Below are 17,604 nucleotides of genomic sequence, written 5' to 3' on the forward strand. Positions count from 1 at the left end.
AGGCCGAGCATCTGGCGCATGCCATGCAAGCGGCCAGGCAGCCGGTCGCCCCCGGATCACCGGGTATTTGCGAAACATGCGGTGAGGATAGCGGGCGTCTGATCGAAGGGCGGTGCGCGCCCTGTCGCGAACCGCGCCTACCGAGGCGTCGGTAATGGGCGGGCAGAATCGATCCACCGCGGTGATGCAGCGCCGCCGCGTGGCGCCGGATAGCCTTGACTATTTCCCGACGCCACCGTTTGCGACACGCGCCTTAATCGAATTTCTGAAGTCGATCGGGGAAGACTTGGCGACGGCAAGCGCATGGGAACCGGCGTGCGGAGAAATGCACATGGTGCGGCCGATGCGCGAAGCATTCACCAGCGTGCGCGCGAGCGACGTTCATTCCTACGGTGACCATGAACTGCTTGATTTCGCGCTGATCGGAGGGGGAGAACCAAGCGTCGATTGGGTGATCACCAATCCGCCGTTTCGCCTGGCCGAAGCGTTTATCGGCACCGCGATGCAAGTGGCGTTGCGGGGCGTGGCGATGCTGGTGCGATCGGCCTTTCTGGAAGGCGAGGGGCGGTGGCGGACATTGTTTCGCGAGACGCCGCCCAGTTGGGTGCTGCAGTTCACCGATCGCGTCGTGATGTTGGAGGGCCGACTGGTGCGCAGAGGGGCGGTCGATCCCTTTGCCGCGCGAGCTGGCGACAAGGCCGCCAGCGCTACCGCCTATGTCTGGTTAGTGTGGTTGAAAAGCGATGCCGGAGAGATGGCCGACACGCGGTTACGATGGATAGCCCCGGCATGCGCACGACTGGAGCGGGAAGGGGATTATCCAACCTATCCGGTGGCGGCACAGCCGCCGGGCGGGATGTTCGATCCGTGACCGTCTGACGTCATCACTGCCGCGGCTTTCAAGCCTGACCATCAAGCCCGATTTGCGGGGGGATTTCGTGTCTTCGTTCGATCGCCGACAGCAGGACAGTGATTTTCGTGCGCGCGTCGATCGGGTGCGTGCCGAAGCGGATATCGTCGCGATCGTCGGTGCGGTGGTGAAGCTGGGCCGGGGGGGCAAGCCGCGCGGGAAATGCCCGTTCCACGGGAGCAAATCGGACAGTTTTTCGGTCGATCCCGGCAAGGGGTATGCCCGCTGTTACGGGTGCGACTGGCATGGCGACGCGATCCGGTTCCTGCAGGATTATTATAATCTGCCGTTCCGCGAGGCGTTCGACCGGGTGGCATCGGCGAGCGGCGTCGACGGGCTGACTGCGGCGCCGTTGGTGCGCGAAAAGGCAGCGTCGTCGCGGCGGGACAGTGGTGCCCCGCCGGTCAGCTCGCTGGAAATGGCGCGATGGATATGGATGCATTCGGCGCCCGATTTCGATGCGGTTTACACCTGGTTGCGCGCGCGCGGCGTGCCCGACGATGTGCTGACGCCGCACCGGCTGCGCGACATACGTTTTGCCGGGCTGGCGCCGATATGGGCATGGCCGGAGGACCGCAGCGCGGGCGATGTGCCGCAGGCGCCGGCGATGGTCGCGCTGGTGCGCGCGGCGCCGGGCGGCGCGCGCGCGGCGTGGCGCCCGATCGGGCTGCACGTCACCTATCTGGCGCCGTCGCTGGACGCCAAGATGGTGCGGCGGCGCGCCGACGGCAGTGCGATGCGGGCGCGCAAGATGCTGGGTTCGGCAGCGGGCGGGTGCGTATTGTTGCCCGCAGAGGGCGTGACGCACGACGCGATGCCGGAATGCGCGCCGATCGCAGCGGGTGAAGGCATCGAGACGACATTGTGCGGCATCGGGGTTGCCGGCGGGGCCGGCGTGACCGGGGTCGCGGTGCTTAGCCTGCAGAATCTGCAGGGGATGGCGGAGCGGGTCGGCAAGGACGGGGCGATTGCGATGTTCGATCCGCGTCCTGCCGATCCGCCCGCGCCGCAGGCCGTTGCCTGGGCGCATCGGGGGCCGGTGACGATATTGGTCGATGCGGACATGGCGCCGCTGACCGGGCCGATCGACCGCGCCAGCGGCAAGCCGCGTGGCGTTGCGATGATCGAGCGGCGCCGGGGGGCGGTGGTGCACCGGACGATGACGACAGCGGAGCGCGCGCGCCTGTGCGGCGCGCTGGCCGTGCGGGCATGGCGCGCGCGGGGCGCGGATGCGCGCGCGGTGCGGCCGCCGATGGGAATGGATTTCAACGATAGCGCGAGGCTGGGATGATTGTCGTCAAAGTGGAGCTGTGGAGTGCGGTTACCGGCGATGTGCAGGAACTGGCGCGGATGACGATCGACAATGTCGGCGGAACGCAGCAGCTGGGAAATTATCGCGCCCGGACGATGCGGGGACGATCCGCAGAGGCGCTGACGCGCGCGATGCTGCGCAGTGACGTGCAACGTGAGGGTCGGGTCGAACGTCATCCGCGATTGCGCGAGCATGTGTGGAATCTGGTCGCGAAGTCGCTTTCCGGCATGGGATATGGCCGATGAGCGCGGATCGCCTGCGCCTCTATGTCGATCGCATCCGGCGGTTGATGGGCGAGCGCGCCGAACTTTCGAGCGATATTCGCGATGTCTATCGCGAGGCCAGGGCCGAAGGGTTCGACACCGCGACGATTCGCAAGCTGGTCGCGCGGATGGATATGGAGCCGCAGCATCGTGAGGAAGCCGATGCGATGCTGGCGACGTACGAAGCGGCGATGGGCGGTCTGGACGATGCCGAAGTCGAGCGACGGATTACCGAGTTGCGTCCCGATGCGGCGGCGATCGCGCTGGAAATGCTGACGGCCGATATCGTCGGGCTGGAAGATGAAGACCGCGCCGCCGCGCTGGTCGAGCATGTCACGGTGTTGCTGGATATTCGCGCCGAAATCGCCGTGCTGCGCGCGCAGGAGCGGATGCGCAAGGCGATGGCGAAAGACGAAGGGTTCGACGCCAAGCAGATCGCCGTAACCGTCCGCTGGTTCGAGAAATGCGTTAAACATGGCGAGGAAGCGATGCGCGCGGGGGAAGCGACGTTTCATCTGTATCGCGGGACGGTGGAGGCCGATCGTATCGCGCCGTCGGGCATGTCCGAGCGCGATCAGGGATTGATGGCGAAATTCGCCGGCAAGGATGTTGCGGCGGAGAAGCGCAGCGCGGCGCGCAAGCGGTTGTCGGGCACGATCGCGACGCTGAATGCGATGGACGCGGCGACGCGGCGTGGGGGTGGGCATGGGTGACGCGATTCCGGTGATCGTGCCCGATCCGTGGGATCTGGCGTGGCACGAGCTGAACGACCAGGGCAATGCCGACCGGTTCGTCGCGCATGCTGGCGGATTGTTGCTGCATGTGCGCGGATGGGGGTGGATTGCCTATCGCGACGGGATGTGGAGCCGCGACGATGGCGAGCGGCTTGCCGCGCTGAAGGCGATGGAAGTCGCCCGGCATATGCGCGAGGAAGTCCGCGCGCTGAACGAAGCGCTGGAAAATCGCAAATTGCCCAAAGGCATGACCGAGGAAATGCTGCAGGGCCGGATCGAGGCGCTGGCGAAGCATGCCAATCAATCGGGCAATGCCAATCGCACCAAGGCGATGCTGGAACAGGCATCGAAGCTGGACGTGCTGAACCGGGCGATCGAGGATTTCGACAGCGATCCGCTGGCGCTGAATGTCGCGAACGGCACGCTGCGGTTCCGACAGGACCGGGACGGCAAATGGGGCGTTTCGTTCCGCCTGCACGATCCGGCGGACCTGATCACGCGCAAGGCGAGTGTCGAATGGATCGAAGACGAAAAGGTGCGGGTGCCCAATGCCGAATGGCTGCAGCATCTGAAAACCGCATTGCCGAACGACGATGTCCGCTGGTTTTTCCAGAAGCTGATGGGATATTGCGCCACGGGCCTGACGCTGGAACAGATATTCATCCTGTTGCAGGGCAAGGGCGGCGACGGCAAATCGACCGCGATGAACGTGCTGCGCATCATGCTGGGCGGCTATGCCGTTTCGGGCAACGTCAAATCCTTTATCGACACGCGCGACAGCGATGCCGGCGGGCCGACGCCCGAGCTGATCCGGTTTGTCGGCGATACGCGGCTGATCAGCCTGCAGGAGCCCAAGCGCGGAAAGGCACTAGCCGAGGATCGGGTGAAGCAGTTCACCGGGGGATCTCCGGTCACCTATCGCGCGCTGTATGGCGCGGAAGAGGAATTCGAGCCGCAGGGCAAGGTAGTGATGGAGTGCAACAGCCGCCCGCGCATCAGCGGCGACGATGACGGCATCTGGCGCCGCATCGTGATCGTGCTGTGGCCGCACCAGTTCAAGGGCAGCGCGATCGTGAAAGGCATGGATCGCCGCATCCTGGCCGCAGAGGGCGGCGGGAGCGGCGTGCTGGCATGGATTGTCGAGGGCGTGCTGGCGTATCTGCGGGACGGGCTGGAGCAGCCCGAGGACGTGCAGGATGCGATCGAGGAGTATCGCCGTTCGGCCAACCCTTTTTCGGAGTGGATGGCGGCTTGCGTGGTGGCCGATCCGCTCGCCCTGACGCTCGCGGCTGATCTGTACCGCAGTTACAAGGATTGGTGCCAGGAGCAGGAAATCGACGAACGCGCGGTGATGAGCCACAGCGCGTTCGGGCGGGCGCTGGGCGACAGGCAGATCATCGTGAAGGGCAAGGATCGGCGAGGCAAGGTGCTGCGCCGTGGGGCGCGGCTGCGTGACGATGCGGGCGGCGGCGAGGCTGGGTCTGATGGCGACGATATCTGGCCCGGCGATAGCATCGCGCCGTGAGCGACGGACAGATGACGGACAGTTTGCCGCAACTCTCCGTCATTCAGGGGCGCGGCGGTTTCGAGGCAGAAAGGCGGGTGATGGTCAAGAGGGAAAAGCGAGGTTTGTAGCGAGTGCAACTGTCCGTCCGTCCGTCATGTGTCCGTCGCTGTAACCCGCAGAAATGCGAGGATGACGGATGGAACGGGGACAACGGACAGCGCGCGGCGCAAAGCCCTTAAGGTGGGCGCGTGCGCATGTGCGAAGTTGCGATTTTCGTCTGTCTGTCCGTCATTGAATAAGAGGGTTTGGAAATGGTGAGCAATGCAGAACAGGTTCGGCTTCAAGGGGTGGTCTGCTACGACGACGTCGAGGCGGCGCTGATCGATGCGGTGTTGATCCAGTGGCGCACCGAGGCGGGCAACTGGCCGTTCGCCAGCGACGGGCCGTGGCATCTGATCCGCAAGGAATGGAGCGACTGGGATGCGCGCGACGCCAAGCCAGTGCCGCGCACGCCGCCGAGCCGGGGTGAGCTGGAGCGGATGCGGGCGGTGCTGTTCGGGTGGTTGCCGCTGGTGCCGTCTGATCTTGATCGGCGGATCATTGTGGTGAGCGTGACCTGGCGGGCGCGTGGCGAGAAGCGGGTGCCGTGGCGCAAGGTGGCCGAGAAGCTGGGGCAAGCGGTGAGCGCGGATGCTGCCAAGATGCGCTATCGGCGGGCGGTGCATGCGCTGACCGTGGCGGTGAATGAACGGGGGTTGGGCTGAAAGCCGCAGAAAACTGCAACCGGAATGCGTCAAGCCCCGGAATGCCTCCGGACCAAAATAAAGGGTGTTCTCCTCCGGACCTAAATAGGCGTAATTCTAAGTAAGTTGGTCGCTGGCGTGTGTCGGTGACGGTTGCGTTCCCTCTCCAAACCTATCGCATCGGGCGGCTTGGCTTCGGCTTGGCCGCCCGATGCGCGTTGTGAGCCATGCCATCCAAGCCGCGAACCCTTCGCCCGGTTGGGCAGCCAGCTTCGGCAGAGCGGGAGCGGCATCGGGGCAGTGCGGCATCGCGAGGCTATGGCAGGGCGTGGCAGGCGGCACGGGGGCATCATCTGAGCGCTGAGCCTTTATGCAGCTATTGCGAGCTTGCTGGACGAGTGACGGCAGCAACGCTGGTTGATCACTTGTATCCTCATCGCCGATTCGACGGGGTGTTCTGGATCAGGGAGTGGTGGGTTTCGTCCTGCGCGCGGTGCCACGATGGCTTCAAGCAGCGGGTTGAGGCGGAGGGGAAGCGCGCGATCGACCAGCTTGCGGTTCGTTTGGGTCGACCTGTGCTGCAAGGGGGTGGGGGGGCGAAAGTCTAGGGCCGGTCGGCTGTGGACCGGCCTCGAACCACGGATTTTTCGGCGCGAAATTGCGCAGAAGTTTTTTTATGGAGGCAGGAAAATGCGGGGTAGGAAACCCGACGCGCCCGGCCTTCAGCAGGCCAAGGGGAATCCGGGCCGGCGCCGATCGGCCGTGCAGAAACGGCTGGATGAAGCCGAGCGGGTCGCGGAGATGCTGGCGCGAGCGCCGGCACAAGGGGATCCGCTGGCACCGCCGTCGATCATCGAACAGGGAGCCGAGGCCGCGGTTGCGGTTTGGCGAGATCTGGCGCCGCGATTGCGATCAACGCAACGGCTACAGCCGCAGCATCGGCCGATGTTCGCGCTGTTCTGTGTCTATTTCGCCGAGTGGGTGCTGGCGAACGAGGACATCAAGAAGAATGGACATACCCAGTCGGTGAAGACGGTCGCTGGTGGAAGGATGGAGCGCACGCGACCGATCGTCGCGATCCGCGACCGAGCGTTCGACATGGTGATGAAGCTGTCGGAGCGGTTTGGCCTGACGCCATCGGACGAATATTCGCTGTTTCGCGAGCAGGCAGTGGCGTTCGCGGCAAATCCGGGTCTGTTCGATCGCGAGCATCAACCGCAGCAAAAGGCCGATGCGGAAGCGGAAACGCCCGGTGACGGCGAAGGTCAATCGAGCCTTATCGGTGCACTGGATCGGATGGATTCGAAGCCGCCGACGCTGAACTGACATGGCGGCCGAAACGGGGTCGATCGACGGATTGCCGCCGTGGTTGGCGCGGCATGCCGACGAAGAGATTTACGATTGGGCGCGCAAGGCATGGGAACGCGCGCGGGCTGTCGACGGTGCGTGGTTCGATCATGCCAAGGCGGATCATGTGGTCGCGCTATGGCCAAAGGTGTTTCGGCTGACCGAGGACAGGTTCGCGGGCAAGCCGTTTCGCCTGGTGCCGTGGCAGGAAATCATTGTTCGCCTGCTGATCGGGTGGAAGGTGCCGGTCGAGGTGCTGGACCCGGAAACGGGCGAGCCGGAAGTGTTGCACGTCCGGTTGTTTCGCCGGTTGCTGTTGTGGGTGCCGCGCAAAAACGGGAAGTCGGAATTCCTGGCAGCACTGGCGCTGTTGTTCTGGGCGCTGGAAGGCGTTGTCGGTGGGCAAGGTTTCGTATTTGCTCGCGACGAAAAGCAGGCATTCACCGTCTTCAACAAGATGAAGGCGATGGTCGCGCTGGAGCCCGAGCTGGCGCGCGAAGTGCAGACGCACAAGCGGTCGATCTATCTGAAGCCCTGCGCAGCGCTGTTCGAACTACTGTCGGGCGCCGAGGAAGGAAAGCACGGCAAGTCGCCCACGGTGATCGTCGGCGATGAAATGCACGAGTGGCGCAGCCGCACCGTCGAAACGACGTTGCGGCAGGGAACCGGCGCGCGTTTGCAGCCGATCGAGCTGTATGCGTCGACGGCCGGGCTGAAGACCAATGTCACAGGCGTGACGTTGTGGGATGAAAGTCTGGCGATACTGGAAGGGCGGATTTCGGACCCGACCACGCTGGTCGTTGTGTTTGCGGCAGATCCAGACGCGTCCTGGGATGACGAGGCAGTCTGGAAGGTCGCAAATCCTTCGCTGGGACTGTCGCCGACGCTGCAGTTTCTGCGGCGCGAAGCGGCGATTGCGGCTGATAATCCAAGGGCTCAAGCCCAGTTCAAATGTTACCATTTGAACCAATGGGTCGACACGGTCGTGCGCTGGCTGAACATGGCCGCTTACGACAAATGTTCGAGCGACCGGAAAGGCTGGAAAACAGCCTGGGAGCGGATGAAGGGCCGTCGCTGTTATGCGGCAGTCGACGTTTCATCGACTCAGGACGTGACTGCGCTGTTGTTATTGTTCCCGCCTGAGGGCGAGGAAACGCAGTGGACGGTGATCTGTCGCTTCTGGGTGCCGGAAGATACGATGGCATTGCGCGTCAAGAATGATCGCGTGCCCTATGATCGATGGGTTGCCGAAGGTGCGATGGAGACGACGCCGGGCGATTATGTGGATCAGAATTTCGTCATGCGCGGCGTTTGCCGGGCTGGTGAGGATTTCGAGCTGCTGGGTGTCGGATTCGACCCCTGGAATGCGCGAAAGCTGATGTCCGATCTGCAAGCCGAAGGCATGGATGTCGGGCTGCAGCTGGAGGTGCGGCAAGGCATCCCGTCGCTAGGTGAGCCGACGAAAGAGTTCGAACGGCTGATCTATGCCGGGCAACTGAATCATGGATGGCACCCGGTGCTGCGATGGATGGCGAAAAACGCAGTGGTGCGGTTCGACGAAAATCTGAATTTCGCTCCCGCCAAGAAGCGGAGCGCCGAGAAGATCGACGGTGTCGTGGCGGCGGTGATGTGCATCGCGGTCGCGCTGTCGACGGTTGAGGAAGGCCCGTCGGTCTATGAAGGCCGTGGCATCATGGAGATCGAAGTCTGATGGGCTGGCTCGCGAATATTGCCGCGCGGTTCGGGCCGTCTGACGCCGCGAGCAATCCGTGGGGCTGGTTTGTTCGTCATTTGGGTGGCACGACGAATACTGGTGTCGCGGTCAGCGAGCATAGCGCGCTGTATCTGCCGATCGTCTATGCTTGCATCAACCGGATCGCGAACCCGATCGCGAGCTTTCCGTTGCGCATTTATCAGAATGTCGGCGGCAAGCGTGAGGAGGTAACGCAGCATCCGATGTCCGAACGGCTGCGGTTGCGGCCCAACGACTATATGAGCGCGCGCACCGTTACCAAGTCCAAGATGCTTCATGCGCTCAGCTGGGGTAACGGCTATCAGGAAATCGAGCGAAATGGTCGCGGTGAAGCGGTTGGGTTGTGGCCGCTTCTGCCAGATCGCACCAGGCCGCGTCGGAAGGACGGAGCGATCGTTTTCGATACGACGATCGATGGCACAGGGTTTGAGATCGAGCATCGCAACGTCCTGCATCTGATGGATCAGAGCCAAGACGGGTATGTCGGGCTGAGCCAGGTCGCGCTCGCTCGCGAAGCGATGGGATTGGCGCTGGCGACCGAGAAGTTCGGCGCGAAGTTCTTTGCCAATGATGCAAAGAGCGGCGGTTTTCTGCTGCATCCTGGTCGGCTTGGTCCGCAGGCAGTGACCAACCTGGCGGGGCAAAAGGACAAGGCCGCGGGCGAAAACCCGGCTTCGCGCATCGAGCGGCAAGGCGGATTGGACAATGCGCATCGTGTAAAGGTGCTGGAAGAGGGGATGAAGTTCGTTTCGACGACGATTCCCCCTGATGATGCGCAGTTTCTTTCGACCCGTGAATTCCAGATCGCCGAGATTGCGCGAATTTACGATGTGCCGCTGGTGCTGGTGCAGAGCCACGAAAAGTCGACCAGCTGGGGATCGGGCATCGAGCAGCTGATGATCGGTTTTGTCCGGCAGACGATTGCGCCCTGGGTGGAGGCGATCGAGCAGGAAATGAACTGGAAGCTGTTCACCGAAGCGGAGCGCGCAAAGGGGCTTTACGTCAAACACAGCATGCAGGCGCTGTTGCGCGGCGACATGGCAGCGCGAGCTGCCTTCTACAAATCGCTGTTTGAAGTGGGTGCTATCTCTCCCGACGAAATCGCCGAGCTGGAAGAAATGGAAGGTGTCGGCGGGAACGGAGCTAAGCGGTTTGTTCCGGTGAATTTCACGCCATTGGATCGGGCGCGCGAACCGCAGGCAACCACGCAGACAATGCCCAGGGATGGAGCGCAGCAATGAAATATCGGCATATCCTGCTCGCCTTCGCGTCCGAATATTGGGCGATGGAGGAATGCAAACTGTTCGCGATCATCGATCTGCTGGCGGCGCAGGCGGACGGCATCAAATTCGATGCCGCTGAAATCGAAGCTCGGATTACACCGCAAACCGCCGCCGCCGTGGCGCGACGCGAAGGATCGGTTGCCATCGTCCCGTTGCGCGGGGTGATTTCGAATCGCATCAACCTGACGCCGAACAGCTCGACCGGCGGTGGAACGAGTGCGGAGGCATTTGCCAATGCAATCGAGCGTGCTGGTGCGGACGATACAGTCAAGGCGGTGGTGGTTGATGCCGATACGCCGGGCGGCAATGTTCAGGGTGTGGAGGAAGCGGCTGCCGCGATCGCTTCGCTGCGTGGGCGCAAGCCGGTGGTAGTGCAGGTGAACGGCAACCTGGCCAGTGCCGGATATTGGATCGGTAGCGCTGCAGATGAAATCGTCGCTACGCCCAGTTCAGCGCTGGGGGCGATCGGGGTTCGCACCGCATATGACAACATAATCGGTGCGCTGGAAAAGCAGGGTGTCGAACGCGAAGTCTTTTCCGCCGGAAAGTATAAGGGCGAAGGCGTGCTGGGGCCACTGAGCGACGACGCGCGGGCGCATATCCAATCGACGGTCGATGAATATTACACGATGTTCGTCGACCGGGTGGCGCAAGGGCGCAACGTATCCTCTGACACAGTGCGCAATGGGTTCGGCGAGGGCCGGATGGTATCCGCCTCGCAAGCGGTGAAGCTGGGGATGGCAGACCGCATCGGCACGATGGCGGAGACGCTGGCGCGCTTCACCTCCACAAGCTCGGGATCCGGATCGCGAGCCCGTCGTGAACGGGCGCTCGCGCTGCTCTGACCGATACCAAAAGCGAAAGTCGCTTCGCCCCGTTCGAGCGCCGGCTCGGGCGGGGTTTGATTTGTCCGGCGCGAAGGCCTGCGGGCCAGGAGAAAGCACGATGAAGAAGACGTTTCTCGTGGGTGCCGCAATGGCGGCGCTTGGACCGATGACTGCCAACGAAGCGCGCCGTGGTCGCTATATGCGCGATCCGGATGGTCACCCGAACTTCAATCCGCAGGCGCGGTTGACGGGGCTGAACGAGCAGCGCGCCGGTCTGGTTGATCAGATGCGCGGCATGCTGGCGACGGCGGCCGACGATGGTGACCGCGACCTGACCGCTGAAGAGGCAACCGCCTATGATGCACTGAACGAGCAGGTATCAGCGCTGGACAAGCGTATCGAGCGACTTTCCGGATTTGGTGCAGCCGAAGCCGCTGGCAGTCGCATCATTCCCGCCGCGTCGCGCGGCAGTGGACCGACGCCACCGCCGCCTGGGCCGGGCGCGAGCCGCGAGTTCGAGAGCTTCGGCGAGTTCATGGCGGCGGTTCGCTTCAATCCGAACGACCAGCGGCTGAACTTCGTCGAGGGTGTCGGCGCGGCGGAGGACGCAACGCTTAGTGCCGAGATGCGCATGGATAACGATGCGCAGGGCGGGTTCATGGTGCCGACACAGTTTCGCAGCGAAATTATGCGCGTGGACCCGCAAGCAGCGATGATCCGTCCGCGCGCGAATGTGATTCCTGCTGGGTCGCCGCCCGATTCGAGTTTCACGATTCCTGCGCTTGATCAGAGCGGCACCGACGCGAACATGTACGGCGGCGTTCAGGTCGACTGGATTGGCGAGGGCGAGGAGAAACCCGAGACCGACGCCACGCTGCGCGAGATCACCCTCACACCGCAGGAAGTCGCTGGTCATATCAAGGTCACCGACAAGCTGCTGCGAAACTGGCAGGCGGCGGGGCCATTCCTCGAGAATCTTCTTCGTCAGGCTGTGACCGGAGCGGAAGAATATGCCTTTCTTCGTGGAAGTGGCTCCCACAAGCCGCTCGGTGTGCTCAATGCCGGCGCCACTAAATGGATCAACCGGGCTAACGCTAACCAGGTGCAGTACGCCGATCTCGTGGGAATGGTCGCCAGGATACTGATGCGCGGCGGCGCGCCGGTGTGGTCGATGCCGCAGGGCGTGCTTCCGCAGATCGCGCAATTGAAGGATGAGAACAATAATCTGATCTGGCAGCCGAATGCGCGCGATGGTTTCGCCGGCACGCTGCTCGGTTATCCGTTGCGGTGGGACAATCGATCGCCCGGGCTCGGGGCGAAGGGCGATGTGATTCTCGCCGACTGGTCGCATTATCTGATCAAGGATGGATCGGGGCCATTCGTGGCGGCGAGCGAGCACGTTTTGTTCACTCAGAACAAGACGGTGATCAAGATCTTCTGGAATGTCGACGGCGCACCGTGGCTGACCGCGCCGATCGCGGAAGAAAATGGCTACGAAGTCTCGCCGTTCGTCGGCCTCGACGTTCCTGCCTGATCCGCATTTCCCAGCGCGGGCACGGTGATCGCCGTGCCCGCATCCCCATTTCCTGAAACCGAAGGAACAAGATGATGCGCGATATCGCCAATCACCTGAACGTTGCCCGCGTGATTTCGCCTGCGGCGGCGGTAACTGACAACACGGCCGTCGTCGGCCAGATTGTCGATCACAATGGCTATGAATCGGCCTGCTATTTTCTCAATGCCGGTGCGATCGCCGATGCGGATGCAACGCTGACTGTGCTGCTGGAGCATGGCGACGAAGCCGATCTGTCCGACGCGGCAGCAGTGCCCGATGAACAACTGACCGGTACCGAGGCGCTGGCTGGGCTGACGTTCGCCGACGACAATGCGCTGCGCAAGCTCGGTTATGTCGGCAGCAAGCAATATACGCGGCTGACCGTCACACCGGCCAACAACACGGGCAACATCTTCCTGTCGGCGCTGTGCGTGCTGGGCGATCCGCGCTTTGCGCCGACGCCCAACCCGCCCGCCTGATCAGCCGGACTGTTTTCCCAGGCCGGGGCGGATTGATGCCGCCCCGGCAATCCTCCCGAAACGGAGTTTGCGATGAAATATCCCGTAATCGCGGAATGCGTCGATGTGCGCGACGGCAAGCGTTATTTTCCGGGCGATCAATTCCCGGACGCCAATGATGAACAGATCCAGCGTCTGGTGAAGGCCGGGTGTCTGAGGTTCGACCCGGAAGCTGAAGCGGCGGCGGCCAAGGCGAAGGCCGAGGAGGAAGCCAAGGCGAAGGCGGAAGCCGAAGCGGCAGCAGCCAAGGCGAAGGCCAAGTAAATGCGCGTCATCGTCGTCACGCCACCGGAACCGGTGGTCAGCTGGGCAGATGCCGACGCGCATCTGAAGCTGGACGGCGATGTTACGCAGCAGGCGATTGTCGAAGGCTATATCGCCAGCGCGACCGAGCATGTTGATGGCCCTGTCGCGCCGGATGGCGGGCTGGGTCGCGCGCTTGGCGTTCAGACGCTGGAGGCGCGGTTCGACCGAGCGGAAATCGGGTCGCATATCCTGTTGCCGTTTCCGCCAGCGATCGAACTGGTGAGCGTTACCTATCTGGACGCTGACGGCGAAGAGCAGGTGGCTGACCTTGCAGATTTCGAACTGCTTGGCCGCGACCTGATCCCGGTTGGCTCGTCCTGGCCGTGGTCTGACGGATCGACGCGGCGCGAGGCGGTGCGCATCCGGTACGATGCCGGATACACGACGCTGCCCGCGCCAATCCGTGCGGCGATCCTGCTGATGGTGGGCGACCTATACGCCAATCGCGAAACGGTGACGGTGGGGGCCAGCGTGCAAGCGCGTGGCATCCCGATGTCGACCAGCGTTTCCAATCTGCTGAATCCGTTTCGGGTTTATAGCTGATGGGAATGATCGCCGCCGGTGCCTTGCGGCATCTTATCCGTGTGCAACAGCCGGTTGCGGATGCCAGCTTTGATGGGGCGGGATCCGGCGCATGGCATACGGTCGCCGAGGTGCGGGCGAATGTGACGGATTTGCTGCCGAGCCGGGGCGAAAAGCTGGCCGATGGCCTAAACATCGCGACCCGTCCCGCGCGGGTTCGCATTCGCTATCGTGCCGGGTTGCGAGCGAACATGCGCGTGTTGATCGGTCACTATGTCGCGGCAGAGGGCGGTGGCGTCCCGGAGTGGATCACCGATCGCACTGCCCAGATCATCACCGTGCCCGCCGAGCTGGGCTGGCGGGAGGGGCTGGAATTCATGATCGAGGATTACAGCACGGCGGGGAATCCGGCCTGATGGCATGGTCGCGCGGCGCTTCGGACGTTCGCGCATATATGGCGCGATTGCCGCAGGAGATCGAAACCAAGCTGCTGCGCGGTGCGGGTCGCGCCGCGGCGAAGGTGGTGGCCGACGAAGCCAAGGAACGCACGCTGTCGAGCGAAATCCGTGCGGCGATCAAGGTTTCGACGCGCAGCAAGGACGGGCGGATCATCGCCAAGGTGCAGGTGAAGGGCGACGGAGCCTATCTGGCGCCGTGGGAAGAATATGGCACCTCGCCGCACTTCATCACCGTCGACGACAGTCAGCGGCAGGGCCGCAGCGTGCAGCGGATCAACCGGCTCGCCAAGGAAAAGGGAAGCAGTCATTCGCTGGTGATCGGCGGTGCGTTCGTCGGAACCACCGTGCTGCATCCCGGCGCGCGGCCGCATCCGTTCCTGCGCCCGGCGCTGGATGTGAAGCAGGCTGAGGCGATCGCGGCGGCGCAGCAATATATCAACGCGCGCGTCACGCGGGCGGGTATCATCGGCAACGCCGAACCGGAAGGCGACAGCGAATGAGCGGGGTGACGATCATCGGCGCGCTGCTGAACGCCAGCACCGCCGTGACGGCCAAGGTGCCGAGCGCCCGGATCAAGGCAGGGCAGTTGCCCGATGGCGTCGCATTGCCGGCGCTGCTGGTGCGCGGGGTGAGCCTGATCGAGCGGAAGGAATTGAAGCGGGGCGCGATCGTGCGCGTGACCGAACGGGTTTCGGTGACGGTGCGCGCGGACAGCTATCGCGATCAGCGGGCCATCATTGCCGAAGGCCTGGTGCGCAACGCCTGCGCCGGGTTCGTCGGTGATCTGGCGTCGTTTTCGCGGGTGTCTGTAACCGATGGGGGGTGCGGCCCCGATCTGATCGGCCCGGCCAACAGCTTTGAACAGACGCAGGATTTCCGGGTGAGTTTCGAGACATCCGGCAGCTGAAAAGGATGATGACGATGGCAAATTCGACAGATGTTCAGGCGGTTGTGATCCGCGATTTCACCGATGAGGGCACCGGGACGGCATATAAGGCGAAACAGCGCCCGACGCTGCCGGCAGGTGTGTTTGCCAATTACGAAGCGGCCGGACTGGTCAAGCGCATTGGCGCTGAAACGCCTGCTGTCACCGAATCGGCCACAAAGGCCAACTGATTTCCGCGCGGCCCACGGGCTGACCATCGCCGGCGACGCCGGCTCGCCACACAGGAGAAACTGACATGGGTTCCAGCACTTCGGCGGGCACGACGCTCGCCATTTCGGCCAGCAATCCCGCGACCGAAGACGCAGCCGGCTATGCCGCGCTGACGTACACGGCAATCGGCGGTATCGAAAAACTCGGCACGATCGGGGCATCGTTCAACAAGATCGAATTCAAACCGCTGAAGGGGCCGACCCAGAAGCATAAGGGCTCGGTCGATTATGGTTCGCTGCAGCCTTCGCTTGCCCATGACGGCAGCGACGCCGGGCAGACGCTGCTGCGCACAGCCGCAGCGAACGAAACGTCGGCGCTATACAGCTTCCTCGCCACCTATCCGACCGGCGAAAAGCGGTATTTTCAAGGGCGCGTGTTCGGCATGCCCGAAAATGTCGACGGACAGGACAGCATGCTGATGGCCAATCCGACCGTCGAAATCTGCACCAAGGTGGTGCCGGTCGCCGCCAGTTAATCATTCACCATTCCGTCGGGTGTTTCGCCCGCCGGTCAACAGGCATCGGCCCGCCCCGCATTCGCGGGTGCGGGGCGGGTCGGTGTACGCAAACCTCCGCGAAGGGAAACTTTATGGACATCACGCAGCACAAGGTCGCCGACACGTCCGCCATTCACATCAAAAATGCCGCCGGAGAGCCGCTGTATGACGGCGACAAGCCGGTGCGCATTCACGTCTATGGCCCGGGCAGCAAGGCCTATGCCACCGTCGAAGCGCGGCAGTCCGCGCGCGCGGTGAAGCGCATGCAGGACAATGACGGCAAGGTGACGGTCGCCCCGCATGAAGAACGACTGCAGCAGGCTGCCGAAGATCTGGCGGCGATCACCGTGCGGTTCGAAAATCTGGAATATCCGCCCGCCAAGGGCAAAGAAGGTGCCGAGCTGTTCGAGGCGGTCTATGCCGATCCGGCGCTGGGATTCATCGCCAATCAGGTTCGCAAGTTCGTGGGTGACTGGGGAAACTTCAGAGCCGGGTCGGGCGCGAGCTGACGCTGTATGTCCGGTATCTGGCGTGGCTGAACGCCACGCCGAAACCGGACGAGGATTCGCGGCGCGGCAAGGCGGGCAAGGCCGCGAAGTTGAGCCGTGCCGAGGCAATGAAGCGTGATGGCGTGCCGATTTCGATGCCGCCCAATCCGATGCCGCACCTGATCGATCGCCTGATCGAAATCGGGCTGACCGAGGCGGCAGGCATGGGCGTCGTGCCGCTAAGCTGGCGCGAGATCGAGGCGTGGCAGCATAATGTGCATGTCGCGCTGGCGCCGTGGGAAGCGCGGCTGATCCGCAAGCTATCGGTGGAATATGTCGCCGAGGGCCGCCGCGCTGAAAGCGAGAATTGCCCGCCCCCCTGGCGCGCGGAAGTGACGGCGCGCGAACGCGAAGTGGAAGAAGCGCGGTTGCGGATGGTGTTGGGGTAATCTTGGATGTAGCCTCCCCGTTATATTGGGTGAGTCGCCAGATGATGACTGAGGTGCAGATCGATGAAAATTTTGCGCGCTTTGGCAGCAAAACCTATGCGATCAACAAGATTAACTCGGTTGATACCAGAACGACCATGAAGAGCGGCAGCAAGGCGTGGATATTCTGGTGGGGATTGGCCGCAATAGTTTTGATCAGTCGATTCGGAGGTGGGAACGTATCGGCAGGCGGGGCTACCGCCGTCGTCGTCTTTGCGGCACTACTTGGCTGGCTTGGTTGGCGGTCGTTCCGAAAGAGGTTTTCGACCACCTATTATCATCTGTATCTGATGACTTCTTCGAGCGAAGCGCAGGCGTATGTGACCACCGATGAATCGGAAATGGCCGAACTTCGCGCCAAGATTGAAGATGCCATGGCGAGGGCTGGCTGATGTGGAAATTGCTATCATTGCCGCTTCTGATGGGCTCGCCAGCTGTAGCGCAGGACGTGCGGCAGTTTGATCTGGTATGCACGGCGGATGACGTTTCGATGCGGTATCGGATCGATCTGGACCGGAATGAGTGGTGCGTTCGGGATTGTCATCAAGTGCGCACGATCGCGAACGTTACCAGCGGAGTAATCACGCTTTATCGCGAACTTCCCGTCCGACCTAATTTTACTGACGCCTACACTGAGATCAATCGCCTGACCGGTGAATGGCGCTGGTATCACAAAAGTGCCCGGTCAATGAACGCAATGGATCACCGCGGGCAGTGTGATGCTGCGAGTTTCAGCGGATTTCCTCCGGCGCGGTTTTGAGGCCAGAGCGATAGGCAAGGAGCCTTTCGGCTGAAGATCGGCCAGACTATCCGTTGCACGCGCATCCGCGCGGTTGGCGGCAGGTCCGGTCGCGGGCGATGCAGGAATTGCCGCAGGCCTTGCCGCGTCGGCATATTTTGCAGCAGGGTTCAGATGTGCTCGCAAAAGTGGCGTTGCA

Annotated in this window: 23 protein-coding genes; all 23 read left to right on the plus strand. The window is 63.0% G+C overall.

Annotated features, from left to right (window positions below):
* Nucleotides 1-154: 154 nt before the first annotated feature.
* The 23 genes from DKB74_RS11955 (at nt 155) to DKB74_RS18630 (ending at nt 17,426) form a co-directional block, all read left to right on the plus strand.
* Entirely contained in the window at nt 155-871 is a 717-nt protein-coding gene (locus DKB74_RS11955; RefSeq protein WP_109808403.1) for a methyltransferase, read from the plus strand.
* A gap of 67 nt (nt 872-938) precedes the next feature.
* Nucleotides 939-2,201 (plus strand): CHC2 zinc finger domain-containing protein, encoded by a 1,263-nt coding sequence (locus DKB74_RS11960; protein WP_109808796.1) that lies wholly within the window; start codon nt 939-941, stop codon nt 2,199-2,201.
* Entirely contained in the window at nt 2,198-2,467 is a 270-nt protein-coding gene (locus tag DKB74_RS11965) for a hypothetical protein (protein WP_109808404.1), read from the plus strand. Before DKB74_RS11960 ends, DKB74_RS11965 begins: the two co-directional genes overlap by 4 nt.
* A complete protein-coding gene (locus DKB74_RS11970) occupies nt 2,464-3,198 on the plus strand; it encodes a DUF2312 domain-containing protein (protein WP_109808405.1) in 735 nt (244 codons plus the stop codon). The genes DKB74_RS11965 and DKB74_RS11970 overlap by 4 nt, the downstream gene beginning before the upstream one ends.
* Entirely contained in the window at nt 3,191-4,744 is a 1,554-nt protein-coding gene (locus tag DKB74_RS11975; protein ID WP_161956856.1) for a DNA primase family protein, read from the plus strand. The genes DKB74_RS11970 and DKB74_RS11975 overlap by 8 nt, the downstream gene beginning before the upstream one ends.
* A gap of 293 nt (nt 4,745-5,037) precedes the next feature.
* A complete protein-coding gene (locus DKB74_RS11980; protein WP_145960978.1) occupies nt 5,038-5,490 on the plus strand; it encodes a hypothetical protein in 453 nt (150 codons plus the stop codon).
* A gap of 669 nt (nt 5,491-6,159) precedes the next feature.
* Nucleotides 6,160-6,795 carry a P27 family phage terminase small subunit gene (locus DKB74_RS11990; protein ID WP_161956857.1) on the plus strand — a complete coding sequence of 212 codons (636 nt, stop codon included), beginning with the start codon at nt 6,160-6,162 and terminating at the stop codon, nt 6,793-6,795.
* Between the two features lies 1 nt (nt 6,796).
* Nucleotides 6,797-8,527: a terminase large subunit gene (locus DKB74_RS11995; RefSeq protein ID WP_109808410.1), complete on the plus strand. Its 1,731-nt coding sequence runs from the start codon at nt 6,797-6,799 to the stop codon at nt 8,525-8,527.
* Complete coding sequence (locus DKB74_RS12000) at nt 8,527-9,810, plus strand: phage portal protein (protein WP_109808411.1); 1,284 nt, start codon at nt 8,527-8,529, stop codon at nt 9,808-9,810. The genes DKB74_RS11995 and DKB74_RS12000 overlap by 1 nt, the downstream gene beginning before the upstream one ends.
* Complete coding sequence (locus tag DKB74_RS12005; protein WP_109808412.1) at nt 9,807-10,697, plus strand: S49 family peptidase; 891 nt, start codon at nt 9,807-9,809, stop codon at nt 10,695-10,697. Before DKB74_RS12000 ends, DKB74_RS12005 begins: the two co-directional genes overlap by 4 nt.
* Before the next feature lie 100 nt (nt 10,698-10,797).
* The gene (locus DKB74_RS12010; RefSeq protein ID WP_205007874.1) at nt 10,798-12,213 is read left to right on the plus strand and encodes a phage major capsid protein; all 1,416 of its coding nucleotides are present in this window, start codon (nt 10,798-10,800) and stop codon (nt 12,211-12,213) included.
* Between the two features lie 71 nt (nt 12,214-12,284).
* Nucleotides 12,285-12,713 carry a hypothetical protein gene (locus DKB74_RS12015; RefSeq protein ID WP_205007875.1) on the plus strand — a complete coding sequence of 143 codons (429 nt, stop codon included), beginning with the start codon at nt 12,285-12,287 and terminating at the stop codon, nt 12,711-12,713.
* Between the two features lie 105 nt (nt 12,714-12,818).
* Nucleotides 12,819-13,016, plus strand: a complete 198-nt coding sequence (locus DKB74_RS18945; RefSeq protein ID WP_193504449.1) for a hypothetical protein — start codon at nt 12,819-12,821, stop codon at nt 13,014-13,016.
* The gene (locus DKB74_RS12025; RefSeq protein WP_109808413.1) at nt 13,017-13,601 is read left to right on the plus strand and encodes a head-tail connector protein; all 585 of its coding nucleotides are present in this window, start codon (nt 13,017-13,019) and stop codon (nt 13,599-13,601) included.
* 5 nt (nt 13,602-13,606) lie between these two features.
* Nucleotides 13,607-13,996: a head-tail adaptor protein gene (locus DKB74_RS12030; protein WP_109808799.1), complete on the plus strand. Its 390-nt coding sequence runs from the start codon at nt 13,607-13,609 to the stop codon at nt 13,994-13,996.
* Nucleotides 13,996-14,538 carry an HK97-gp10 family putative phage morphogenesis protein gene (locus DKB74_RS12035; RefSeq protein WP_109808414.1) on the plus strand — a complete coding sequence of 181 codons (543 nt, stop codon included), beginning with the start codon at nt 13,996-13,998 and terminating at the stop codon, nt 14,536-14,538. The genes DKB74_RS12030 and DKB74_RS12035 overlap by 1 nt, the downstream gene beginning before the upstream one ends.
* The gene (locus tag DKB74_RS12040; protein WP_109808415.1) at nt 14,535-14,945 is read left to right on the plus strand and encodes a hypothetical protein; all 411 of its coding nucleotides are present in this window, start codon (nt 14,535-14,537) and stop codon (nt 14,943-14,945) included. The genes DKB74_RS12035 and DKB74_RS12040 overlap by 4 nt, the downstream gene beginning before the upstream one ends.
* An 8-nt stretch (nt 14,946-14,953) precedes the next feature.
* Nucleotides 14,954-15,154 (plus strand): hypothetical protein, encoded by a 201-nt coding sequence (locus DKB74_RS12045; RefSeq protein ID WP_145960980.1) that lies wholly within the window; start codon nt 14,954-14,956, stop codon nt 15,152-15,154.
* Nucleotides 15,155-15,219: 65 nt separating this feature from the next.
* Nucleotides 15,220-15,669 carry a hypothetical protein gene (locus DKB74_RS12050; protein WP_109808417.1) on the plus strand — a complete coding sequence of 150 codons (450 nt, stop codon included), beginning with the start codon at nt 15,220-15,222 and terminating at the stop codon, nt 15,667-15,669.
* Nucleotides 15,670-15,782: 113 nt separating this feature from the next.
* A complete protein-coding gene (locus tag DKB74_RS12055; RefSeq protein WP_109808418.1) occupies nt 15,783-16,199 on the plus strand; it encodes a hypothetical protein in 417 nt (138 codons plus the stop codon).
* Nucleotides 16,200-16,288: 89 nt separating this feature from the next.
* The gene (locus DKB74_RS12060) at nt 16,289-16,627 is read left to right on the plus strand and encodes a hypothetical protein (RefSeq protein ID WP_239987492.1); all 339 of its coding nucleotides are present in this window, start codon (nt 16,289-16,291) and stop codon (nt 16,625-16,627) included.
* A gap of 41 nt (nt 16,628-16,668) precedes the next feature.
* Nucleotides 16,669-17,058, plus strand: a complete 390-nt coding sequence (locus DKB74_RS12065; RefSeq protein WP_109808420.1) for a DUF6232 family protein — start codon at nt 16,669-16,671, stop codon at nt 17,056-17,058.
* Nucleotides 17,058-17,426, plus strand: a complete 369-nt coding sequence (locus DKB74_RS18630) for a hypothetical protein (protein WP_145960981.1) — start codon at nt 17,058-17,060, stop codon at nt 17,424-17,426. The genes DKB74_RS12065 and DKB74_RS18630 overlap by 1 nt, the downstream gene beginning before the upstream one ends.
* The last annotated feature ends 178 nt before the right edge of the window (nt 17,427-17,604 follow it).

Origin of the sequence: Stakelama portus (assembly GCF_003171655.1) — a bacterium.
In the GTDB taxonomy this organism is placed as follows: domain Bacteria; phylum Pseudomonadota; class Alphaproteobacteria; order Sphingomonadales; family Sphingomonadaceae; genus Sphingomonas; species Sphingomonas portus.